General features: G+C 65.5%; 21 protein-coding genes and 3 pseudogenes. 10 read left to right on the top strand and 14 right to left on the bottom strand.

The window, feature by feature from the left end:
- Positions 1–269 (bottom strand): annotated as a pseudogene (locus OR16_RS06710) (isochorismatase family protein); the annotation flags it as partial.
- Positions 270–809: 540 nt separating this feature from the next.
- On the opposite strand from OR16_RS06710, the gene OR16_RS06705 reads away from it, so the two are divergent.
- The 5 genes from OR16_RS06705 to OR16_RS06685 all read left to right on the top strand — a co-directional run bounded on the left by OR16_RS06705 (position 810) and on the right by OR16_RS06685 (position 5,807).
- The gene (locus tag OR16_RS06705) at positions 810–1,484 is read left to right on the top strand and encodes a response regulator transcription factor (RefSeq protein ID WP_043418684.1); all 675 of its coding nucleotides are present in this window, start codon (positions 810–812) and stop codon (positions 1,482–1,484) included.
- A gap of 208 nt (positions 1,485–1,692) precedes the next feature.
- A complete protein-coding gene (locus OR16_RS06700) occupies positions 1,693–1,932 on the top strand; it encodes a DUF2789 domain-containing protein (protein ID WP_006157203.1) in 240 nt (79 codons plus the stop codon).
- 189 nt (positions 1,933–2,121) lie between these two features.
- The gene (locus OR16_RS06695) at positions 2,122–3,189 is read left to right on the top strand and encodes a PLP-dependent aminotransferase family protein (protein ID WP_423739636.1); all 1,068 of its coding nucleotides are present in this window, start codon (positions 2,122–2,124) and stop codon (positions 3,187–3,189) included.
- Positions 3,190–3,482: 293 nt separating this feature from the next.
- Entirely contained in the window at positions 3,483–4,790 is a 1,308-nt protein-coding gene (locus OR16_RS06690) for a dicarboxylate/amino acid:cation symporter (protein ID WP_006157201.1), read from the top strand.
- Positions 4,791–4,922: 132 nt separating this feature from the next.
- Complete coding sequence (locus tag OR16_RS06685; RefSeq protein WP_006157200.1) at positions 4,923–5,807, top strand: amino acid ABC transporter substrate-binding protein; 885 nt, start codon at positions 4,923–4,925, stop codon at positions 5,805–5,807.
- Between the two features lie 36 nt (positions 5,808–5,843).
- Here the strand turns inward: OR16_RS06685 and aspA are convergent, their stop codons facing one another.
- On the bottom strand, positions 5,844–7,271 hold the full coding sequence (gene aspA / locus OR16_RS06680; RefSeq protein ID WP_006157199.1) for an aspartate ammonia-lyase: 1,428 nt from the start codon (positions 7,269–7,271) through the stop codon (positions 5,844–5,846).
- 338 nt (positions 7,272–7,609) lie between these two features.
- On the opposite strand from aspA, the gene OR16_RS06675 reads away from it, so the two are divergent.
- From OR16_RS06675 to OR16_RS06665, 3 genes are all read left to right on the top strand, one after another.
- Positions 7,610–8,734, top strand: coding sequence for an asparaginase (locus OR16_RS06675; protein WP_006157198.1), 1,125 nt, complete (start codon positions 7,610–7,612; stop codon positions 8,732–8,734).
- Between the two features lie 182 nt (positions 8,735–8,916).
- Positions 8,917–9,882, top strand: a complete 966-nt coding sequence (locus OR16_RS06670) for a LysR substrate-binding domain-containing protein (RefSeq protein ID WP_006157197.1) — start codon at positions 8,917–8,919, stop codon at positions 9,880–9,882.
- A gap of 434 nt (positions 9,883–10,316) precedes the next feature.
- Positions 10,317–11,360 carry a rod shape-determining protein gene (locus tag OR16_RS06665; RefSeq protein WP_006157196.1) on the top strand — a complete coding sequence of 348 codons (1,044 nt, stop codon included), beginning with the start codon at positions 10,317–10,319 and terminating at the stop codon, positions 11,358–11,360.
- Between the two features lie 66 nt (positions 11,361–11,426).
- On the opposite strand, the gene ggt is transcribed toward OR16_RS06665, so the two are convergent.
- From ggt to OR16_RS06635, 7 genes are all read right to left on the bottom strand, one after another.
- Positions 11,427–13,292, bottom strand: a complete 1,866-nt coding sequence (gene ggt, locus OR16_RS06660) for a gamma-glutamyltransferase (protein WP_006157195.1) — start codon at positions 13,290–13,292, stop codon at positions 11,427–11,429.
- A gap of 29 nt (positions 13,293–13,321) precedes the next feature.
- The gene (locus OR16_RS45445) at positions 13,322–13,756 is read right to left on the bottom strand and encodes a MurR/RpiR family transcriptional regulator (protein ID WP_050982905.1); all 435 of its coding nucleotides are present in this window, start codon (positions 13,754–13,756) and stop codon (positions 13,322–13,324) included.
- Positions 13,723–14,127, bottom strand: coding sequence for a MurR/RpiR family transcriptional regulator (locus OR16_RS45440; RefSeq protein ID WP_050982904.1), 405 nt, complete (start codon positions 14,125–14,127; stop codon positions 13,723–13,725). The genes OR16_RS45445 and OR16_RS45440 overlap by 34 nt, the downstream gene beginning before the upstream one ends.
- 245 nt (positions 14,128–14,372) lie before the next feature.
- Positions 14,373–14,756: a nuclear transport factor 2 family protein gene (locus OR16_RS06650; protein ID WP_006157194.1), complete on the bottom strand. Its 384-nt coding sequence runs from the start codon at positions 14,754–14,756 to the stop codon at positions 14,373–14,375.
- Positions 14,757–14,870: 114 nt separating this feature from the next.
- The gene (locus OR16_RS06645; protein ID WP_006157193.1) at positions 14,871–16,532 is read right to left on the bottom strand and encodes an ankyrin repeat domain-containing protein; all 1,662 of its coding nucleotides are present in this window, start codon (positions 16,530–16,532) and stop codon (positions 14,871–14,873) included.
- A 21-nt stretch (positions 16,533–16,553) separates the two neighbouring features.
- On the bottom strand, positions 16,554–17,108 hold the full coding sequence (locus OR16_RS06640; protein WP_043418682.1) for a cysteine hydrolase family protein: 555 nt from the start codon (positions 17,106–17,108) through the stop codon (positions 16,554–16,556).
- Between the two features lie 234 nt (positions 17,109–17,342).
- Positions 17,343–18,305, bottom strand: coding sequence for a hydroxymethylglutaryl-CoA lyase (locus OR16_RS06635; RefSeq protein WP_006157191.1), 963 nt, complete (start codon positions 18,303–18,305; stop codon positions 17,343–17,345).
- A gap of 201 nt (positions 18,306–18,506) precedes the next feature.
- On the opposite strand from OR16_RS06635, the gene OR16_RS06630 reads away from it, so the two are divergent.
- Together OR16_RS06630 and OR16_RS06625 are read left to right on the top strand one after the other, a co-directional pair.
- Positions 18,507–19,421: a LysR family transcriptional regulator gene (locus OR16_RS06630; RefSeq protein WP_006157190.1), complete on the top strand. Its 915-nt coding sequence runs from the start codon at positions 18,507–18,509 to the stop codon at positions 19,419–19,421.
- Positions 19,422–19,514: 93 nt separating this feature from the next.
- Positions 19,515–19,892: a hypothetical protein gene (locus OR16_RS06625; protein WP_006157189.1), complete on the top strand. Its 378-nt coding sequence runs from the start codon at positions 19,515–19,517 to the stop codon at positions 19,890–19,892.
- Positions 19,893–19,920: 28 nt separating this feature from the next.
- On the opposite strand, the gene OR16_RS06620 is transcribed toward OR16_RS06625, so the two are convergent.
- From OR16_RS06620 to OR16_RS45420, 5 genes and pseudogenes are all read right to left on the bottom strand, one after another.
- The gene (locus tag OR16_RS06620) at positions 19,921–20,832 is read right to left on the bottom strand and encodes an HpcH/HpaI aldolase/citrate lyase family protein (protein ID WP_006157188.1); all 912 of its coding nucleotides are present in this window, start codon (positions 20,830–20,832) and stop codon (positions 19,921–19,923) included.
- A pseudogene (locus tag OR16_RS45435) lies at positions 20,829–21,239 on the bottom strand (RraA family protein); the annotation flags it as partial. The pseudogene OR16_RS45435 and the gene OR16_RS06620, both read right to left, overlap by 4 nt.
- Positions 21,240–21,263: 24 nt before the next feature.
- Entirely contained in the window at positions 21,264–21,485 is a 222-nt protein-coding gene (locus OR16_RS45430; protein ID WP_237716960.1) for a hypothetical protein, read from the bottom strand.
- Between the two features lie 9 nt (positions 21,486–21,494).
- Entirely contained in the window at positions 21,495–22,217 is a 723-nt protein-coding gene (locus tag OR16_RS45425; protein ID WP_237716959.1) for an MFS transporter, read from the bottom strand.
- A gap of 91 nt (positions 22,218–22,308) precedes the next feature.
- Positions 22,309–22,746, bottom strand: a pseudogene (locus OR16_RS45420) (MFS transporter); the annotation flags it as partial.
- Positions 22,747–22,862: the final 116 nt, after the last annotated feature.

Raw genomic sequence — 22,862 nt, 5'->3', positions numbered from 1 at the left:
GAGTTCATCGAGGTGCGTTCCAGCGTTTTCTGGCCGGGGAACACGTCCAGCAGTTCCGGGTAGGTGAAGCCAGAGAACGATTCGCTCTCCACCGTGGTGATGGTGGTGGGGATGTTGAAGATCTTGGCGGCCTTGGCCAGGCCCACCACGTTGTTCTTCATGGCCTGGCGGTCCATCGACTGCACGCCGAAGGCCATCTGCGGCTGGTGGTCGATGAAGATCAGCTGGCTGTTCTGCGGGGTCAGCACTTCTAGCTTGGGATTGCTCATCTTTCTACTCTCCTGACGTTGGGTGGGCGGGGGCTGCATCCATGGGCAGACAACCCGATGGAAGGCTATACCTGCCGTCTAGCCACGGCCATTGTCTGTTCGTATTAGTTCGTTGCCTCCGAGGTGCGTCGGATCAGAAACGGCCTGGCGTGTACTTAGACGGATTTGCCGCGCTGCCACGCGCGATCAGTGACCGGATTCGGACAAGCTCGTCGTGTCGTTGGCGGGAATCCAGTGGGGTTTCTGTTCTTTCGCGCCAATATTGGGTCTGTCTCGCGGGCTGGGGAGCGTCTATTGTCTTTTGGTATGGGTCAGCGGGTTTTTGGGCAAACGCTTCCATCCTCCTGAAGTGCCTGTTAGTTAACATCCAATATGGCTCACGTTTTAATCGGCAACAGTAGACAAAAGCCGGCACAAATTGACAATGCGCCGGCACGGTAAAAGCGTAAAGTGCCCGCGGGAAGCCACACAGCCCCACACAGCAATTGACATAGTCCGCGTTCTTACTGGCGCCATTGAAGCCGACTGGAGAAACTGACCGTGACATCTCAAAGCCTGGAGCCTGTCGAGACGATTACCCGGGACGAAGCGTTAGTGCTGGTCGTCGACGATGATGCGCCGCTTCGCGGTGCGCTGGGTAACCTGTTCCGCTCGGTCGGCATGCGTGCCGCGCTGTTCTGCTCGGCCGCGGAATTACTTCAGTACCGGTTGCCGGACGCGCCTTGCTGCCTGGTGCTCGACGTCAGGCTGCGCGGCCAGAGCGGACTGGACCTGCAGGCGCACCTGAGGCAATCGGGCATCCGCGTCCCGATCATCTTCATGACGGGCTATGGCGATATAGCCATGACCGTGGCAGCGATGAAGGCCGGCGCGGAGGATTTCATGGCCAAGCCGTTTCGCGATCAGGATCTGCTCGACGCGGTATCGGCCGCGCTCGAGAAGGACCGCCGGCGACGCGAGGGAATGCGCAGGGCCCAGGCGCTGCGCAGCAGTTTCGAGACACTGACGCCGCGCGAGTCGGAGGTGATGGCGCTGGCCGCATCCGGGCTGATGAACAAGCAGATTGCCGGCCGCGTCGGGATTAGCGAGGTGACGGTAAAGATCCACCGCGGGCAGGCCATGCGCAAGATGAAGGCGCGCACGTTTGCCGATCTCGTGCTGATGGCCCAGCAACTTGGCGTCTGCCACGTCGATTTGTTAGCCACGCCGGGATAGCCACGCGCCTCGCGCCGGGCGGCCTGCCTCGCCTACAATCTATCCTGCATGGCCGCAATGGCCCAATCGGAAGTCGAAGCAAGGCGAGGCAAGACGATAGCCTTCAGTTTGACGCCCGTGCTGGACCAGGGCGGGAAGGGGCGCGATGAGTCCGTTCCAGTGTGCAGGGTTAAATAGTGATGCACGTGCACCAGGAGGTGTGCTCGCCATGGACAATGCCTTCCACCATTTTTCCGAGTTGTTTGCGCAACTGGGCCTGCCTGCCGATGAGCAGGGAATCCGCGAATTCCTGGCCGCGCATTCTCCCCTGGCCCCCGAGATCGCGCTTGCCGATGCTCCTTTCTGGACGCCAGCGCAGGCATCGCTGCTGCGCGAGGAGATCCTGGAAGACGCTGACTGGGCAGAGGTCGTCGACCAGTTGAATGCCGCGCTGCGGGTGCCCGCATAATGCCGCGGCGAAATTCGCGTCTGCTCCGCTCCAAATAGCCTGCTTCTGCTCCTGTTCCGCATTGCTGCGGTGCGGCAACATCCCTCGGAACACGCGTCATTGTTGGCGCCAGGGGAAACTGCCGCAGCCATGAAGTACCAGTTATTTGTATTGGCCGGATGTCCGGCCTGCACCGCGCTTGAGCTGTGCATGCGAGACGCCGGTCTCGCCTATGAGCGCATCGTGCTGGCGTCACCGCGCCACGCGGCCGATGTGCTGGTTCTGCTGTCCGAGTCCGATCCGCGTTGTCCGATGTTAAGTCAAGGCGAGCAGAGCGCAAGCGGCCTCGCGGCTTGCCTCGCGCTGCTCGGTCAGGGCCAGCCCGAGCGAGCAGCGCAGGCTGCGCTGGCGGCGCTGATCCTCACGCTCACGCAGCCAGGCGAGGCGATCCTTGCGGAGCCGCTGACCTATCCCGGCCTGCGCGCGGCGGCCGAACAGCTCGGGCGCCGCGTAGTGACGGTGGCCACCGATGACGAAGGGATGCGGCCCGATGCGCTGGAGCAAGCGTGCCGCGAACATGGCGCTCGCGCGATCTATCTCAACCCGACCATACAGAACCCGACCACGCGGACCATGCCCGCGCACCGGCGCCGCGATGTCGCGCTGGCAGCGCAGAAGCACGGCGCCCTGATTATCGAGGACGATCCCTACTGGCTGCTGGGCACCAGTATGCCGCCGCCCGTAGCCTGCTTCGCGCCAGGGCAGGTCTACTACGTCGCCACGCTGTCCAAATGCCTGAGCCCGGGCCTGCGCACGGCCTATATCCGCTTGCCGCATGCCCGCAGCCGGGCCGGCGTGCTGGCCGCGCTGCGCTCCTTCGCGCTGATGTCTACGCCGCTGTCAACGGCCCTGGCCACGCAGTGGATTCACGAAGGCTCCGCCGCGCAACTGCTGGCCGGGATCCGCACGGAAGCCTTCGCGCGGCGCGAGCTCGCGCGGCAGTTGCTGTTCAGCGCGGACCAGGCTCCGCCCAGCGGCATACACGTCTGGCACACCTTGCCGAGCTACTGGACTTCGCTGGCGCTGACGCAGGCCGCGCGTGCGGAAGATCTGCGTGTTACCGCTTCCGATGCGTTCTATGCTGGCCCTACGCCGCCCAATGCGATCCGCATCTCGCTGGGGGGCGTGGAAACCCGCGCCCATCTCGCCGCCGCGCTGAAGAAGCTGGCCGAACTGCTGGTGCGCAGGCCGCTCATGTCCGGGGAAATCGTGGTTTAGCCCATGGATCGGCAATCGGCGTGGAGATTGCGGCGCTGCCGCACGCGGTGGCGCCGGCGCGCCGCGGGATGCTCATCGATGTTGTCAGTTTCCAATGCGTTTCCTAGTCTCATAGTCATGGGGGAAGGCATGCTCGTCGATTGCGGGCTGCTTTTGGCCAGACGCTAAGCATCCAACACGCCGAAACATAGGCAGGACGCGATCCGTTCTGGATCGTGGGGGGCCTTTTTCGCCTGACCATATCCGGGGTGGCGGCTTCGGATAGCAGGCTCGCCAGAAGCCAAGGAGCAGTCATGACAAAGAAGCGCCCAATCACCACATACATCGTCATCGCGATGATACTAGGCGTCATCGTCGGCTATAGCTGCCACCAGGCCTTCCCGGATCCCGGTACCACCAAGGAGATTGCCGGCTATATCTCGATCTTTACCGATGTCTTCCTGCGCCTGATCAAGATGATCATCGCGCCGCTGGTGTTCTCCACGCTGGTGGTCGGCATTGCACACATGGGCGATGCGAGTACCGTTGGCCGCGTCGGCGTGAAGGCGCTCGGCTGGTTTATCGTGGCTTCGTTTCTTTCGCTCACGCTGGGCCTGATACTTGCCACCCTGCTGCAGCCCGGCCACAACATCGGCCTGCCGTTGCCGGACGTGGGGGCGGCGACCAACCTGAAGACCAACGCCTTCACGCTGAAGGACTTTGTGACGCACCTGGTGCCGAGGTCCGTGGCGGAGGCCATGGCCACCAATGAAATCCTGCAGATCGTGGTGTTCTCGATCTTCTTCGGCACTGCGCTGTCGACGCTGGGAGAGACGGGCAAGCGGCTGGCCGGCGTCATCGACGACCTTGCGCAGACCATGCTCAAGATCACCGGCGCCGTGATGTGGATGGCCCCGGTCGCTGTATTCGCGGCAATCGCATCGACCGTGACCACGCAAGGCCTGGGCATCCTCCTCACCTTCGCCAAGTTCATGGGCAGCTTCTATCTTGGCCTGGTGGTGCTATGGAGCCTGCTGGTGGCGGCCGGGTTCTTCTTCCTGGGCAAGCGGGTGTTCACGCTGATCCGCCTGATTCGCGAGCCCTTCCTGCTGTCCTTTTCCACCGCCAGCTCCGAGGCAGCCTATCCGAAGATGCTCACCGCCCTGGACCGGTTCGGCGTGAGCCGCAAGATCTCAAGCTTTGTGCTGCCGATGGGCTACTCGTTCAACCTCGACGGCACCATGATGTACTGCACGTTCGCCGTGCTGTTCATCGCCCAGGCTTATGACATCCACCTGCCGATCGGCACCCAGATCACCATGCTGCTGTTGCTCATGCTGACCTCCAAGGGCATGGCCGGGGTGCCGCGCGCATCGCTGGTGGTGATTGCCGCCACGTTGAACCAGTTCGGCATTCCGGAAGCCGGCTTGCTGCTGATCATGGGGGTCGACCAGTTCCTGGACATGGGCCGCTCGGCGACCAACGCCGTGGGCAACTCGATTGCCGCTGCCGTGGTGGCGAAGTGGGAGGGCCAGCTGGCGAGCGAGTCGGACCTGGAAGGCGAGGGCGATGAGGCAGCCACGGGCGCTGCGCTCGGCAAGGCGGAGGCGGCCCAGGCATGATCCAGGGGCCAGGCCGCCCCGCGGCTTGTGCCCGGCATGTGGCGAACGATCAACGTGGGAGCGCAAAAAATGCTTTCAAATGGAGTATGCGCGCGTGACGCTCGCCGCCGCCGCGGGTGCCGGCAGATCGCGATGTGGACGGTGTTTGTGCTATGCGCGGCATTGGCCGCCGGCGCGGCGTCGGCGCAACAGTCGGGAGAGCTGGCCGGCACGCTGAAGAAGGCGAAGGAAAGCGGCACCCTGACCATCGGCTATCGCGAGTCGTCCCTGCCTTTTTCCTACCTTGACAGGCTCGGCAAGCCGGTCGGCTATTCCATCGACATCTGCCGCGCGATTGTCGACGCGGCAGCGGCCGAGGTAGGCCGCGAGCTCAGCATCAGCTGGGCGCCGGTGACCTCGGAGAGCCGCTTCGACGCGGTCACGTCCGGCAAGGTCGACCTGGAATGCGGCTCGACCACAAATAACGTCGAGCGTCTGAAGCGCGTTTCGTTCTCTCCGGTGATCTTCGTGGCCGGGACCAAGCTGATGGTGCCAAGGGGATCGCCGGTCAAGACGTTCAAGGACCTGAAGGGGAAGACCGTGGTCGCGACCGGCGGCACCACCAATGTGGAAGCGCTGGAACGGCTATCCGCCCGCTTTGGCCTGCAACTGAACATCATCAGGGCACGGGACCATGCCGATGCGTTCCGGGTACTGCAGCACGGCGGCGCGGACGCCTATGCGGGGGATGATGTGCTGCTGTACGGCTTTCTGCGCAGCAGCGGGGTTGGCGGCAAGTTCCAGATCACCGGCGATTTCCTCTCGTACGATCCCTACGGCATCATGTTCCGCAAGGGCGACCCACAGTTCGCCACGGTGGTTGAGCGCGCGGTGCGCGAGTTGGCGGTGTCCGGAGAGCTGGATCGCATGTACAAGCAATGGTTCATGAACAAGCTGCCCAGCGGCGAGCGGCTCGGCTTGCCCATGAGCGCACAGCTCGATGAACTGATCCGGGCCATCCCGGAGCAGGCGGAATAAGGCCCGGCCGACGCCGGGCACGTCTTGCCCGCCGGCTCAGCGGGCGCGGGGAGCCAGGGTCAGCGGGGCCGGCTGCGTCAGCACTTCCGGGCGCAGGATCTGGTCCAGTTCCTCCCGGGTCAGCAAGCCCTTTTGCAGCACGATCTCGTACACGCTGCCGCCGGTGGCATGGGCCTCCTGCGCCACGGCGGTGGCGTTGGCATAGCCGATGTACGGGTTGAGGGCGGTGACGATGCCGATGGAGTTCTCGACCGTGGCCCGCAGGCGCGCTTCGTTGGCGGTGATGCCGCTGACGCAGCGCTCGGCCAGCGTCAGGCAGCCGTTGCGCAGATGGCTCACGCTCTTGAACAGGCTGTGTGCGATGATCGGCTCGAAGGCGTTCAACTGCAGCTGGCCGGCTTCGGCCGCGAAGCTGACCGTGATGTCGTTGCCGATGACCTCGAACGCGATCTGGTTGACCACCTCCGGGATGACCGGGTTCACCTTGCCGGGCATGATGCTGGACCCTGCCTGCATGGCCGGCAGGTTGATCTCGCCCAGGCCGGCGCGCGGGCCGCTGGACAGCAGCCGCAGGTCGTTGCAGGTCTTGGAGAGCTTGACCGCCACGCGCTTGAGCACGCCGGAGAGCTGCACAAAGGCGCCACAGTCCTGCGTGGCCTCGATCAGGTTCGGCGCGGTCATCAGCGGAATACCGGTGATCTCCTTGAGCCGCTTGAGGATCAGCGGCGCATAGTCCGGGTGCGCCGTGATGCCGGTGCCAATCGCGGTGGCGCCCATGTTGATCTCGCAGATCAGCAGGGCGGCCTCGCGCAGCCGCTCCTCATCCTCGCCGAGCATCACGGCGTAAGTGCTGAACTCCTGCCCCAGCGTCATCGGCACGGCGTCCTGCAACTGGGTGCGGCCCATCTTCAGGACATGCTTGAACTCTTCGGCCTTGCGCTCGAAGGCGCGCCGCAGCACGCCCATGGCATCCACCAGGCCCAGGATGCCAAACCAGGTCGCGACCTTGAGGGCGGACGGGTAGACGTCGTTGGTGCTCTGGCCGATGTTGACCTGCTCGTTCGGGTGCAGGTACTGATACTCGCCCTTGTTGTGGCCCATCAGTTCGAGCGCGCGGTTGGCGATGACCTCGTTGGCGTTCATGTTGGTCGAGGTGCCCGCGCCGCCCTGGATCACGTCGACGACGAACTGGTCGTGCAGCTTGCCGCCGAGCAGTTCCGCGCAGGCGGCGACGATGGCATCGCAGCGGGGCCCGTCGAGCAGGCCCAGCTCGTGGTTGGCGTGCGCGGCTGCCTGCTTGATGTAGGCCAGGGCCTTGATGAGCTCGGGGTAGATCGAGATAGGCGTGCCGGTGATCGGGAAGTTCTCCACCGCGCGCAACGTGTGTACACCGTAGTAGACATCGGCCGGGATCTCGCGATCGCCCAGGAGGTCATGTTCGGTTCTAAAGGTTCCTGCGGTCATCGAATGGCTCCTCGCAAATTCACGTCAGGGAGGAGTTGACTCTAGGCAATCCGTCGGCAGGTAGCGATGATGATGCGAATTTGTCATGGCGCGCCGCGAAACGCGCATGCAGCATCCGCGCTATCCGCCGGTGGCAAAGGCAGGGGAGCGCGGCGGGCGGGATGCCTCGCCGGGTGATGATTTTTCCGAATACTTCGTCGCGAATTTTGCATCGCCCTATCAGGGCTTATACGGATACGGGCGTGTTTTCGTTGCCGTATCATCGCCCGCTCATCACCTGTCATCCCTATTTGGCGTGCACCGATCGAGCGCCCGATATCCAACGCCTGGAGAAAACCATGAAACGTTTTGCACGTCTCAACACCCTCAGCGTCCTGTTGCTTGCCGCCAGCCTGGCCACCGGCGTTGCCCATGCCCAGCTTGCTCCCTCCGCTTCCGCGGCGCCGACCCAGGCTGGCGCGCCCAGCGAAGCCCGCAAGGCCAACATCGTGATCATTGGCACCGGCGGCACCATTGCCGGCGCGGGCGCCGCCGCCACCAACACCGCGGCCTACCAGTCGGCCGTGGTGCCGGTGGACAAGATCATCGCCTCGGTGCCGGAGATCGCCAAGATCGCCAACGTCAAGGGCGAGCAGGTCTTCCAGATCGGCTCGGAGAGCTTCAACAACGAGCGCCTGCTCAAGCTTGGCAAGCGCGTCTCGGAGCTGCTCAGGCAGCCGGACGTGGACGGCATCGTGATCACCCACGGCACCGATACCATCGAGGAAACCGCTTACTTCCTCAACCTCACGCTGAAGAGCGATAAACCGGTCGTGGTGGTCGGGTCGATGCGTCCGGGCACGGCGCTGGGCGCGGATGGCGCGCTGAACCTGTATGACGCGGTGCTGGTGGCGTCCAGCCCGGAGTCCAGAGGCAAGGGCACGCTGGCGGTGCTGAACGACGAGATCCACACCGGGCGCGACGTCACCAAGACCAATACCTTCAAGGTCGAGACCTTCCGCTCGCCGTTCGGCCCGCTCGGCTACGTGGTGGAAGGCCGCACGCTGTACTTCCGCCTGCCGGCGCGTCCGCACACCATGCAGACCGAATGGGACATCGACAAGCTCGACAAGCTGCCTGAAGTGGCGGTGGTGTACGCCTACGGCAACGTCAATCCGGCCAGCGTCGACGCCGCGGTGAAGAACGGCGCCAAGGCCATCGTCTATGCCGCTACCGGCAACGGCAGCGTGGGTGACTACATGGTCGAGCCGCTCAAGGCCGCGCGCGCCAAGGGTGTGCAGATCGTGCGCGCCTCGCGCACCGGCGGCGGCGTGGTGATCCGCAACGCCGAGCAGCCGGACGACAAGTACGACTGGCTGGTCACCGACGACCAGTTGCCGCAGAAGGCCCGGATCCTGATGGCGCTGGCGCTGACCAAAACCAACGACACCAAGGAACTGCAGAAGATCCTCTGGAAGTACTAAGCGAGTGCCAAGGCCTTCCGCTTGCCACGGGAGGCCGGGGAGGAACGTGGCAGATTCGGATAAATGTGGCAAAAACCTCTCATGGTGCCATCGGGGTTCCCCCGGTCTGGGCAGCGCCGCATTGCCGTAAGATGTGCTATAGACAGCGCGTCCCCTCCTCCTGATGTTGAGTACATTCCATTATGGAAACCAAGTGGCTTGAAGACTTCCTGTGCTTGGCTGAAACGCGCAGTTTTTCGCGCGCGGCAGGCGACCGGCATATCACCCAGTCGGCGTTCAGCCGCCGTATCATGGCCCTTGAGGAGTGGCTTGGCGCCAGCCTGGTGGATCGCAGCGTGCATCCGGCCACATTGACCACGGCGGGCTGGCTGTTCCGGCGCCTGGCCGCGGACCTGCTGCGCGACGCTTATGCCGCACGCGCATTGCTGAGCAGCCGCCAGCCCCTCGCCGAGAGCGATAAGGTGATCCGTTTCTCGGTGGCGCACACCTTGTTTTTTCCCTTCTTCCCGGCCTGGCTCAAGTACCTGCATGAGCGCTTCGGCTCGCTGAGCGCCTGCGTGCATGCGGTGAACGTGCCCGAGGGCGTCCAGCAACTGGTGGACGACAACTGCGACATCCTGCTGGGCTACCACCATCAGCAATTGCCGATCCTGCTGGACCCGAACGGTTTCCCGTTCCTGATGCTGGGCGTGGAGCGGATCCTCCCGTTCTCCGCGCCGGACCAGCAGGGGCAGCCGATCTTCCGGCTGCCGGGCACGAGCGCCAATCCCTTGCCATTCATGGCCTATTCATCCGGCGCGTTCCTTGGCAACGTGGTCGAGATGATACTGCTCAACGCTCCGGAGCCGTACGGCTTGCAGCGCTGCTTCGAGACGCACATGTCGGAGGCCCTGAAAGCCATGGTCGTCGCCGGGCACGGCGTGGGCTGGTTGCCGGAGAGCTGCGTCAGCGACGAACTGAAGGAGGGCAAGCTGGTGTTGGCAGGGCCTGCATCGTGGGCAACCAGCCTCGACATCCGCCTGTACCGCTCGGCGGCCAGCCCGAAGCCGCTGGTCGACGAGCTCTGGTCGTTCATCAGCCACGCGCCGGACCCGCATCTGATGCTGACGGGCAAGGCCACGGAATCGAGCGGCTGCGCGACGCGGTAGGCATGCCGGTGGGGCCGCTGCCGCGCTATTTTTTGGGCAGCAAGCCCTTGCCACAAGGTATCATTCGTTCCCGGTGAACACTCAGGTCGCGCGCTGGAGTGGCGTAAGTACGGCGCACGCCACTCGCCAGGCCAAGGATGTTCCGGTTGAGGCGCGCCAGGCGTTTTGTGATTCCGGCGCGGTCTCAAGTATGTGGTTTATTCAGCGGTTGCCCGGTGGCTGATTTCGCCACCAAGCCACACGACGGCCGTGGCCGCCCCGGAGTGTTGCCGCCCATACCAAGTGACGGAGCGCAGGCCACCGCCGAAGGCCGCTCCGCTCGACGCGTGACGCGTGAAGGCTTCCTGCATGCGTCGCTATTCATAGCCTGCTTGTCGCCAGAAGTGGCGCCCGCCGGTTCGCATGCTTGCGGACCACCAGATGAAAGTTTCCCGATGTTTGGATTTCTCCGTAGCTACTTTTCCAACGATCTCGCGATCGACCTCGGCACTGCCAACACCTTGATCTACATGCGCGACAAGGGCATCGTCCTGGACGAACCCTCGGTCGTCGCGATTCGCCAGCAGGGTGGCCCCAATCCCAAGAAGACCATCGAGGCGGTAGGCAAGGAAGCCAAGCAGATGCTGGGCAAGGTGCCTGGAAACATCGAGGCCATCCGCCCGATGAAAGACGGCGTGATCGCCGACTTCCGGGTCACCGAGCAGATGCTCAAGCAGTTCATCAAGATGGTGCACGACACCAAGCTGCTGCGGCCGTCGCCCCGCATGATCATCTGCGTGCCGTGCGGCTCGACCCAGGTCGAGCGCCGCGCCATCCGCGAATCCGCGCTGGCCGCAGGCGCCAGCCAGGTCTACCTGATTGAGGAACCCATGGCGGCCGCGCTGGGCGCAGGGCTGCCGGTGTCGGAGCCGTCCGGCTCGATGGTGGTGGATGTCGGCGGCGGTACGACCGAGGTCGGCGTCATCTCGCTGGGCGGCATGGTCTACAAGGGCTCCATCCGCGTGGGCGGCGACAGGTTCGACGAGGCCATCGTCAACTACATCCGGCGCAACTACGGCATGCTGATTGGCGAGCAGACCGCCGAGGCCATCAAGAAGACCATCGGCTCGGCTTTCCCGGGTTCCGAAGTCCGCGAAATGGAAGTCAAGGGCCGCAACCTGTCCGAAGGCATCCCGCGCGCGTTCACGGTATCGTCCAACGAAATCCTGGAAGCGCTGACCGAACCACTCAACCAGATCGTGTCGGCAGTCAAGATCGCGCTGGAGCAGACCCCGCCGGAGCTCGGCGCCGATATTGCCGAGCGCGGCATGATGCTCACCGGCGGCGGGGCGCTGCTGAGCGACCTGGATCGCCTGCTGGCCGAGGAAACCGGCCTGCCGGTCCTGGTGGCTGATGACCCGCTGACCTGCGTGGTGCGGGGCGCGGGCATGGCGCTCGAGCGCATGGACAAGCTCGGCAGCTTCTTCTCCTACGAGTAACGGCTGGCAGGCCGCAAAGCAAAAGGCCGGCCCGAGGGCCGGCCTTTTGCGTCGCAGTCCCGGCGCTTAATCTCCCAGTGCAACTCCCTCGCGGCGCGGGTCGGCGCCGCCGGCCCAGGCCCACGTGCCGTCGGGGCGCTGGCGGCGCATGATGGCCTGCGTGCCGCTGGTCATCTCGATCTGCGCGACCTCATGCCCACGGTCTTTCAGGCCCTGCACCAGGGCCGGGCTGACCAGGCCGGCTTCCAGTTCCGTCGGCCCGTTGCGGCTGCCGAAGTTGGGCAGGTTGATGGCAGCTTGCACATCCATGTTCCAGTCCAGCAGGCCCACCAGCGTCTTGGACACGTATTCGATGATCTGCGAGCCGCCGGGCGAGCCCACGGTTGCGACCAGCTTGCCGCTCTCGCGGTCGAACACCAGCGTGGGCGCCATCGACGAGCGCGGGCGCTTGCCGGGCTGCACGCGGTTGGCGACGGGCTTGCCGTTCTCGCTCGGCACGAAGGAGAAGTCGGTGAGCTGGTTGTTTAGCACGAAGCCGCGCACCATCAGGTGCGAGCCAAAATAGCTCTCCACGGTGGTGGTCATGGAAATCGCACCGCCCGTGTTGTCCACCGCGACGATCTGCGAGGTGGACACGCGCGGCGGCGAGCGGTCCGGCGCCAGCGCGAGTGTGGCGCCGGGTGGCAAGCCGGCCTCCGCCTTGTCCATGCTCTCGTCGCCGATCAGGCTCGCGCGGCTTGCCAGGTAGTCACGGTTCAGCAGCCCCGCCACATTGACGGGCACGAAATCCGCGTCCGCCACATAGAGGCCGCGGTCGGCATAGGCCAGGCGCCCGGCTTCGGAAAGCGCGTGCACGGCGTCGATGCCCGGCTCGGTACCGGCAGGCGTCGCCACCTGTTTCGGCTTGAGCGCGGCGAGCGCGTATTTCGGGTTCTTTGCCTCCAGCGCCTGCAAGGTGCCGAGCATCTGCGCGATCGCGATGCCGCCTGACGAGGGCGGGGGCATGCCGCAGATCGTCCAGCGCTTGTAGTCGCTGCAAATGGGCGCGCGCTCCCTGGCGCGGTAATCCCGCAGGTCCACCAGCGAGAGCGAGCCCGGGTTGGCGCTGCCGTTGACCTGCTTGACGATCTCGCTGGCAATCGGGCCGGTATAGAGCACGTTTGACCCGCGGTGAGCGATCTCGCGCAGCGTCTTGGCCAGCGCCGGATTCTTCAGCATGGTGCCAACGGGTTTGGGCTTGCCGTCCGGCGTGAGGAAGTAGGCCGCCATCTCGGGCGAGGCCGGGAGGAACTTGTCGGCGGCGATCTGCGTATAAAGGCGCGGCGAAATCGGGAAACCCTGCTCCGCCAGCGCGATGGCCGGCTCGAACAGCTTGGCCCAGGGCAGCTTGCCATGCTGGCGATGCGCCAGTTCCAGCGCGCGCAGCACGCCGGGGGTGCCCACCGAGCGCCCGCCGATCTGCCCTTCGCTGAAGCTCATGGGCTTGCCGTCGGGGCGCATGAACAAGTTCTCGTCGGCACCGGCGGGCGCGGTCTCGCGGCCGTCATAGGCCTGCACGCGCTTGCCATCCCAGTACATGATGAAGGCGCCGCCGCCGATGCCGGTGGCCTGCGGCTCCACCAGCGTCAGCACGGCCTGCATGGCAACGGCGGCGTCGATGGCGGTGCCACCCGCGCGCAGGATCTTGCGGCCAGCTTCGGTAGCGAGGGGATTGGCGGCCGCAGCCATGTGCTTGTCGGCGTAAGTGGTCGTCATGCCCTGCCGGTAGCCGGACGAGACTTCCGGCGCCGCGGGCAGGGCGGTTGCCGTGGGGGCGGCAGTGGCCAGCGGCGTCGGGGACACGCCGGTTTGCGTCGAGCATGCGCTTAGCAGGGCGAGCGCCACGGCCAGTGGGCTGCCCCGGCGCATCAATGAAAACTGCTGAGTGGCCATTTCAATATTCTCCGGAAAGGAAAGACATCCTAGAAATCGATGCTTGCACCCTCGGGCGTGGCAGAACTGCGCACGGCCTCGATGGCTTCGAGCCGGCGCTTTGCCTCCTCGGGAAAGCGGGCAATGAGCGCGGCAATCAAGGTCTCGCACTGCGCCAGCGCGGGTACCTTGGTATCGAACGGTGAGCCGGTCTGTACAAAGCTGCTTAGCGTGGCCGTGGCGAAGCCGGCAATCGGCGACTTCCACTCGTCGGTAAACAGGATGATCCTGGCGCCCAGGCGATGCGCCGCGGCGGCAAATTCGATGACGCTTTTCTGATAGCGGCGGTAGTCGAAGACGACCAGCGCATCGTTTGGCCCGATGTCGACCAGTACCTCGTTGGCCCGCTCCAGGGCAGGCTCGACGAGACGGACCTTGGGCCGGATATGCGTCAGGTGCGACGCGAGCCGCGAGGCCAGAAACAAGCTCGATCGTCCAAAGCGCGCTGCGCCACACGCTCGACCGACATCGCCAGGCTTGCCAGCGAAGCCTTCTGGAAATCCTCTCCGGGTGCCGTGTTGCCCCGCGCGCCGAGCCGGGAGAGCGGCGAGTTCATGGCCTCATCGACCTCCGCCAGGAGCGCTCGCTGGAATGACGGGTAGCCATCGAATCCCAGCTTCACGACCAGCCGGTACACCGTCGGATCGCTGACCCCGGCTTGCCCCGCGAGGTTCGAGATGGAAGTCAGCGCGGCGCTCGGGTAGCTGGCGAGCAGCGTATCTACTACCTTCATCTCCGACGTGGTGAAGCCGGGGGCCTGGTCGGCCAGCCTTTCCCTGATTGATGACCTGGCCAAGCCGTTCTCCGAAAAGGGACTGCCTTGTCACTTTGTGGTGCGGCCGTATGACGTAATAAACATTACATATTGCGAAACAAATCGGAGAATATCACTTGGGTAGCTTGGCAAAAACCGCGTGTTAACCCTCTATTTCACCTGGCAGTCGCTGCGGGCATGGCCTTTCAGTGAAACGCTCGGCTCAGTCCTTGGGTCAATTTGTGGCATACGTTACAAGGTGCTCGATGGCAAACGCGAGGCGCTTCTCACGCGGCTGCGGGCCGCCTTGGCACGCGTTGCGCCGGGTCGTAGAAGAACTGTTCTTCGGCGATGCGCTCGCCTTCCCACCGCTGATACGCCAGTTCTTCCATCTCGGTGACGGTGCCATCGCGCCATTCGAAACGGAATATCCAGCGTACGACTACCTTGTCGCCATTCACGAATACCGGGCGAACGCATGTCGAGGTCAGGGACGCGGTGTTGGACATGACCTTGCGTTCGTTGGCCACATGCAGGTGGCGGCCCACCCTGGGCGGGGCCTGATTCTCCCGCATCGAAGCGTTCTCGGTATAGAACTCCTCGACGGCCTCGGCGTGCGCATTCTGCTCGACTCTTGCGATGAACTTCTCGATGGTTTCTGGCGTGGGCATGGTGTGTGATCACCTTCAATGTGGGTCGCATCGACTGCGCCTTGGCCGCTGCACAGGCCGAGGCCAAAGCGCACTCATGATGCCAGAAGGCGGCGCGGCGCGGCGCGCTCGCCACTACTTGGCCGCGGACTGCAGGGCCTGCACGGCCTCGCTGTCGCCGCGGCTTTGCGCCAGGGACAAAGCGGTGTCGCCGCTCAGGTTCTTGATTTGCGGGTTGGCTCCTTTCGCCAGGAGCAGGCGCACGGTGTCAAGCTGCTTGCCGCTGGCCGCAACCATCAAGGCCGTATTGCCCTTGCCGTCCCGCGCATCGAGGTCCGCTTCGCCCGTGGCCAGCAGGCGCTCCACCGCTGCCTGGTTGCGCCGTGCGGTGGCCTCGATCAAGGCCGTGGTGTCGAGCGCGATCGGCGATCTGAAATCGGTCCTCTTCGCCAGTGCGCGCTCGCGCTCTGCTCGCTGCCTGAGTTGCAGCTCGGCCTGGTCCCAGAGGGCAAAGCGCGTTTGCCATTGCGCGTCGCCGCAGACGCGCGCGGGTGCCGGGCGGGTGGCACCTTCGGCGGCGAGGAGGTTGAGCGGCGTGACACCATCGGCCATCATCACCGGCACCGGGCCCGGGATATCGCGCCGCTTGCTATCTGGCCGGGTCTCGCCATAGGTATTGCCGCCCCAGGTGCAAAGATAGCCCTCGCGCGTCAAGGCAAGGTTGTGGTCGTAGGCGGAGATAGCGCTCACCGTGTCCATCGGGGCAATGGCAATGGGCGGCAAGCTCTCCGGCATGCGCGCCACGCCCAGCCTGCTCCAGGTATTGCCGCCCCAGGCATGGAGTTCGCCGGTGGCGGTCCTGGCGATCACGTGCGACGAACCGGCGGCCAGTTGCCGGACATCGGGCAGGGTGGCAATGCGGCGAGGTGCCGGGATGTTCGGCTCGATGCTATTGACCACGGTCTTGATGCCCAACTGGCCGCTCCAGTTGTTGCCCCATCCCCAGATCGAGCCGTCGGCACGCAGCGCGTAGGTATTCTTGACGCCGGCCCCGATGCCCACGGCTTGCGTGAATGCGACCTGCGGATCGGGGTTGCGGCAGATGGACTCCGCGCTGGACGAGGGGTGCCCGAGCTCACCGCTGGCGTTGCCGCCCCAGGTCAGCACAGCACCGTCCTCGCGCAAGGCCACGCCATGGAATTGGCCCAGCGCTACCGCCTTGATCTTCTCCAGGCCAGGAATGCGCTGGGGCGACGTGCCGGGATCCCAGCAATAGACATCGCCGTCGCGGCTCAGCATGACCGTGACACTGTCCGTCGCCGCCGCATCGCTCGCCGGCGGTAGCCCCGGGATGCGCTGGGGCTCGAGCACCTGCATGCGGGCGGCGCGCGCGATCTGCGCTTGCGTGCAGGGGTCCTTACCGTGGCCGCCGGAAGCGATGCGCGTGATCTCACACAGGCCGAGTACGGGCTGCAACATCATGACCAGGTGCGACTGGTAGGGGCTGAAGCCCCATTCGTAGACCGCGCCATCCTCGGCCACCGCCACGCTGTGCTCGTAGCCCGCCGCGACCGCCCGTATCGGCGGCAAGCCCGCCACCCGCGCCGGACCCTTTGGCGCTTCACGCTGATGCAGGCGGAAGGACACGCCAAAATCGTTACCCCACCAGTAGACGGCCCCGTCGGTTGCGATCGCCAGGTTGTGGTAGCGGCCGGCCGAGATCCTGGGCTCGGCAGCTTGCCCGTGGGTGGCCAGCGACAGGGCCAGGATCAGGAAGCAGGTTTTCGGTGACTGCATTGTTGTTGTTGATTGCTGTGTTTATTGTTCCGTGAACCGGCATTCCGCTGCGTTCACCAGTTTCACGAACGGCCCGCTCAAAGTCCGGTTGTGATGCGCGATGATGGCCTTTGCCGGCAGCACCGGCGTGTCCATGCAGGTATGTCCGTCCGCGACCAGCACCGGCCTGAAGCCTAGCTCAGCGGCGGCGCGGCAAGTCGTGTCGACGCAGTACTCCGTCTTCATGCCGGCAATGACCAGTTCGGCAACGCGGGCATCCGCCAGCCAGCCTGCCAGCCCGGTACCGGTAAAGCAGTTGGGCCGGGCTTTATCGAACACCGTGTCCACCACGGCATCTATCGCAAGCTCGGGAAGCAGTTGCGACAGCGCGCTGCCGGGCTCCAGCGCAGACCCCTGCGGGCCGGTGTGGCGCACGGCAAAGACGGGCGCGCCCGCTTCGCGGGCTTTAGCGATGAGCGCGTTGATGGTGGCGAGGACGCGTGGCCCTTCATAGGGCGCTTGCGGGCCGTTGAACATGCCGACCTGCATGTCGATGATCAACAGGGCGGAACGTCCGGGGCTTGCACTGCTAGGCATGGTGTTTCTCCTGGGAGGCCAGCGCGGGCGCAGAAACCAAAAGGCCCCGTCCATCGCTGGCGGGGCCTTGGGGTGAATCCTTGAGTGGGCTATCCCGGGCTCATGGTCCGACCACACGACCCGCCGTGCGCGGTCGTGGTAGTGGTCCTGCTGGTGGTTGCGGTGTCGAGAGCCGGGAAGTGCATTGGCGGATCATGCAGCAGGCCGGGCGGGGCGTCAATATACGCCGTGGCCTCAGCGCGCAAGCGCACGCTCGCGAATGTCCTCGAAATCCGATGGCGGGGCATGCCGGGTCAGGCGCGGGCCGGCTTGCGATACCTGCGCGGGCAGGTCGTGCCGCAGGAGCTGGCGCAGGGTGGCAGCGGCGTCCAGCAGGCCGGGCAGGTCCATGCCGGTGTCATAGCCCATGCAGTCGAACATATGCACCATGTCCTCGGTGGCGACGTTGCCGGTGGCACCAGGCGCATAAGGGCAGCCGCCGATGCCGCCGAGGGACGTGTCGAAGCGGCGGATGCCGCTTTGCGCCGCAGCGACGGCATTGACCAGTCCCATGCCGCGCGTGTTGTGGAAATGGGCGGTGAATGCCAGCGCCGGGAAGCGTGCCTGCACGGCCTCGCACAGTGCCTGCACCTGGCTGGGAAACGCCATGCCGGTGGTGTCGCACAGGGTGATGCCGCGCACGCCCTGCCCGGCAAAGCGGGCGATCCATCCGGACACCGCCTCGGCTGCGATCTCGCCCTCCATCGGGCAGCCGAATACGCAGGACAGCGAGACGTTCACGGGCACGCCGTGCCGCGTGCCGAGCGCGATCACGTCCTGCAACTGGCTGAACGACTGCGCTTGCGTCATGCGCAGGTTCGCCAGGTTATGGGTCGCGCTTACCGACATGACAAGGTTGAACTCGTCGGTGGCGGACTCCAGCGCGCGCTGCGCGCCGCGCACGTTGGGCACCAGCGCGGTGTAGACCACGCCGGGCGCGCGCCGGATGCGGTGCATGACCGCCTCGGCATCCTTGAGCGCCGGGATGGCCTTGGGCGACGTGAACGACGTGACTTCGATCTTGGCGAAGCCCAGGCCGCCCAGCGCGTCGAGCAGGGCGACCTTGTCATCCGTCTCGATGAAATCGCACTCCATCTGGAAACCGTCGCGGGTCGCCACTTCATTGAACTGCAGGCGGATGCCTTCGCCGTGATGCATGCTTGCACTCCTTTTGCGGGTTGCGGATGACGCGCCGGCCAGCCACCGGCGGCTTGATCCTGGTTGTGTTCGCCAAGCCGTGATGCCGCCGTCATGGCTCGGGTCGTTCCCGCCACTCTATGGGCGCGGCGCCGCCGGCGGAATTGCGATCTCCACAATCCGGCTTCGCAGAACGCGAAGGAGCCGCGCTAGAATGCGCCAATGACCTGGCCCCTCAATCCCGCCCGCGTAGATTTCGTCACGCTGCGCCTGTTCTGCGCGGTCGTGCAGACCGGTAGCATCACGCAAGGCGCCGCCGCCTGCCACCTCGCCTTGTCCGCTGCCAGCCGGCGCCTGTCCGATTTCGAGGAGACCATCGGCTTCCAGTTGCTGGAGCGCACGTCAAAGGGCGTGACGCTCACGCCCGTGGGCCATATGGCCATGCAGCACGCCATGCGGCTGTTCCAGGGCTTCGAGCGCTTCAGCGCGGAGCTGCAGGACCATTCGCGCGGCTTGTTGGGCCATGTGCGGTTGTGGGCCAATATGTCCGCCCTGACGGAGTTCCTGCCCGCCAGGCTCGCCACGTTCCTGTCGCAGCACCCGGGGATTCACGTCGAGGTCGAGGAACAGCTCAGCGGCGATATCGCCCGCGCGCTGGTGGAAGGCCTGGCCGATATCGGCGTGTTTTCGGAAGGCACGCCCACCGATGGCCTGGATATCAGCGACTTCCAGACCGACACGCTGGCGCTGCTGTGTTCGCGCCGCCATCCCCTTGCGCGCAAACGGCGTATCGATTTCGCCAGCTGCCTGGAGTACGACATGGTCGGGCTCAATCGCGGCAGTGCGTTGCTGGAGCTGATCTCACGTGCGGCGGAGCAGGCCGGGCGGCCGCTTCGGCTTCGCATCCAGGTCCGCAGCTTCGATGCGATGTGCCAGATGATTGCAGCCGACCTTGGCGTCGGGGTCCTGCCGCAAGCTGTGTGCCGCGCCCAGGCCAAGGCGCTGGGGCTGCAGATGGTTGCCTTGTCCGACGATTGGGCCAGCCGGCGGCTGCTGCTGGCAACGCGCTCGGGCGTGCCTTTGTCGTCCGCCGCGCGGCTTCTCGGGGAGCATCTCCGGCAGGCCGGCGGGCCCTGACCAGCTCTCCGCTCTGCCGGCTTATTCCAAAAAAAAGTACGCGCCGGGTAGCGTCGCGTTGACGCATATGTTCAGGCAATCACCAGACAAGACATGAAGAACCGCTCGCTCCTTATGGCTGCCTTGGCAGCCGTCATCCTGGCTTACCCCGCGTATCTCTACTGCTACTACGGCGTGGCCTATGGGAGCAAGCAATACAGCCCCAACGGGGCGTTCTACTATCAGAAATACAAGCTGGCCAGCTGGAGGAACTGGGTGCCGACCATGGCCTTTCCGGGGCAAGGCTCGGACAAGCTCTACTATGTGAACGGCTATGTGCGGGTGTACACCGCCGCGGGAGAACAGATCGGCCAGGCCCGGGCGTCCGGTGTGCCGGTGGCGGAGGTGCATTGGGCTGGCGACGCGGTGGTGGTCATGGACGGCAGCGTCGATCAGGCAGACCCCATCATGCTGCCGGGACGCTCGGACTGACTGCCGGCTGCCGTTCCCGCAACGCCGGCTAGCGGGCCATCGTATCGCCGGCGGTCTGTGCCCATTGCACGAACCTGGCATGGCGCGATAGCAGCCTGCGCGCCGTGTTGTAGTCCGGCGGATCGACGCGCGGGCCCTGCGCTGGCTTGCCGTCGCGCACTGCCTCGTACCTGCCAGCCACCTCTTGCGCTTGCGCGACTTGCTGCGCGGATGGTGTCAGCGCGGCGTGGATGGCCGCGACCTGATGCGGGAACACCGTGCATTTTGCCTTCAGCCCGATCCGCCGGGCCCAGGCCAGGTCGGCCGCCAGCGCCGTTGTGTTCTGGTAGTTGAACGGGCAATCGATCGGCACGCAGCCCACGGCGACGCAGTCGACCAGGAAGCGCGCCCGCACATGGTGCAGCTCGATCCCGTCCGGGCCGCGCACCGCATCGAGATCCGCGCTCAGGTCCTCCGCCACCAGCAGGCAGGCACTGACGCGCGGACTGGCCGACAGGATGGCCGGCGCGGCAACGATGCCCCGCGCGGATTCCAGCGTTGGCACGATCTCGGTCTGTCCATGCGGCAGGCCAAGCTCGTGCTCTAGGGCGGTGATGTGCTGGTCGAGCGCCAGGATTTGCGCGGCCGATTCGGTGTGCGGCAGCAGGATTGCCGCGGGCGCGCCCGGCAGCACGCCACGAAGATCATCGAGCCCGTCGCCATCCAGTTTGTTGACGCGCACGGCACCGACAATGCCGCGCGCCCGGCATTCGCCCATCAGCGCGGCGATCCGCGCGCGCGCTGCCGGACGGTGCGCGGGGCTGGTGAACTCCTCCAGGTCCGCGACCACCACATCCGGGCCGCTCTCGAGGGCCGCTTGCTGGCGCACGGGGTCCAGTCCGGGCACGAACAGCCAGCTGCGCCGCAGTTCCGGTGGCCGTCTTGTTGCTTGGGCGCTCATGGTGTGTCTCCCGCAGCGGGCGCGTGCGGGTCGCCCTGGTACAGCACGTCACCGGCCGGCTCGCCCGCCTGCAGCCGGGCCAGGATCGCCGGCTCGGCGTCATCGGAAGCCAGCGCCTGGCCGATGATGCCGGCGGCGACGCCAGGTGCCAGGAACAGCACGCCGTTGTCATCCGCCAGCACGATGTCTCCCGGGTTGACGGTGACGCCGCCGCAGATCACCGGTACATTGACGGCGCTGCCGCCGTCGTCGATGCGCTTGGTGGTCAGGACGCTGGTGCCGCGTGCGAACACCGGCATCCCCATGGCACGCAGCTCCAGGATGTCCGTCACCACGCCGTCGACGACGATTCCCCTGGCGCCCGCGCACAAGGCCGCGGTGCCGGTGACGGCGCCAACGGGCGCATGCGCGTGGTCGCCGCAGGCGTCGAATCACCAGCACGTCGCCGGGCGTGAGGCGGCCAGCGCCCGGTTCACGGCAATGGCGTTGGGCGTGGCCAGGCGCAGCGTGACGGCGCGGCCGGCGACCTTCACGTTGGGCGCGAGCGCGCGAATGTGATGGCTGGCAAAGCCATCTTCCAGGAAGTGCCCCAGGGTGGGAAAGCTCACCCGTTCAAGCTGGCGCAGCAGCGCGATGTCGAGACTGGCTTGCATGGCCGGTGCTCAGGACAGCGAGGCATTGGCATCCACCCCGGGGGCCGGCGCTGCCGCCGGGGCATTCTTCCTGAGCGTCTCCGCCAGCAGCAACAGCGCGGCGGCGGAAATCAGCGCGGAGCCGATCATGTACCAGGCAACGGAAGAGCCGCGGCCCGTGGCGGACAGCAGCGCGGTGGTGATGATCGGCGTGGCGGCGCTCCCCAGCAGCCCGGACAGCATGTAGCTGATCGACAGGCCCGAGTAACGCACCTTGGTGCCGAACAGCTCCGCCAGGAACGTGGCGATCGGGCCGTAGTTGGCCGCGAAGGCGCTCATCATCAGCAGGTAGCCGAGCAGGGCGAACGAGAACACCTTGGTGTCCAGCAGCCAGAACAGCGGGAAGGCGAGCAGTGCCTCGGCGATGATGCCGCCGATGATCACAGGCTTGCGGCCCACCTTGTCGGACAGCAGGCCAAACAGCGGCAGCAGCACGACGCACAGCGCGCACGAGATCAGCGCGATCGAGAGCATCTGGTTGCGGGAGAAACCGAGCGTCTGCGTGCCATAGGTGAGCCCGAACGCTACGATCAGGTTGAAGGCGGTGCCGGTGGACATCGTTGCGATGCCGCCCAGCAAGACCTGCTTCCACGATTTCGTCAGCACTTCTATCAGCGGAACCTTGACCTGCGCCGCGGTGGCCTTGACCTTGGTGAACGACGGCGTTTCCGACGTGTTCAGGCGGATGTACATGGGACAGCAGCGCCTCATTGGAGAGCACCGCATTGCAGAGCAGGAACGCCAGGTTGGCGATCAGCGTGCCGGCCGGAACGCCGATCTGCACCCACGATCCGTACAGGCCGCGCTTGTCGGCCGGCGCGTGTTCCACCGCCATCAGCACCGCGCCGCCCCACTCGCCGCCCAGGGCCAGCCCCTGTATCACGCGCAAGGTGAGCAGCAGGATAGGTGCCCAGATGCCGATCGAGCGATAGTCCGGCAACAGGCCGATGGCGAAGGTGGCCGAGCCCATCATGATGAGCGAGATCAGCAGCATGGACTTGCGCCCGACCTTGTCGCCGAAATGCCCGAACAGCGCGGCGCCGAGGATGCGGGCGACGTAGGCCGAGGCGAAGGTGCCGAAGGCGAGCAGCGTGCCGGTGAGCGGGTCGAAGGCCGGGAAGAAGACCTTGTTGAAGACCAGGGCGGACGCCGTGGCGAAGATAAACAGGTCATACCACTCGACCGTGGTGCCGATGACGCTGGCCACGGCGATCTTCTTCATGCTGCGCGGCGGTTGCCCGGCTTCGGGCTGGTGGTTGGGGGCGTGGTCGGGGTTCATGGGGCTTTCCAGTCATGCGGGCAGGCTTGGGCCCGCGTTGGGTCAGGGTGATGCTTTGC

Origin of the sequence: Cupriavidus basilensis OR16 (genome assembly GCF_000243095.1) — a bacterium.
Lineage (GTDB): Bacteria > Pseudomonadota > Gammaproteobacteria > Burkholderiales > Burkholderiaceae > Cupriavidus > Cupriavidus basilensis_D.
Note: the sequence above shows the minus strand (reverse complement) of the source record. Positions and strands in the feature narration are given on the sequence as shown.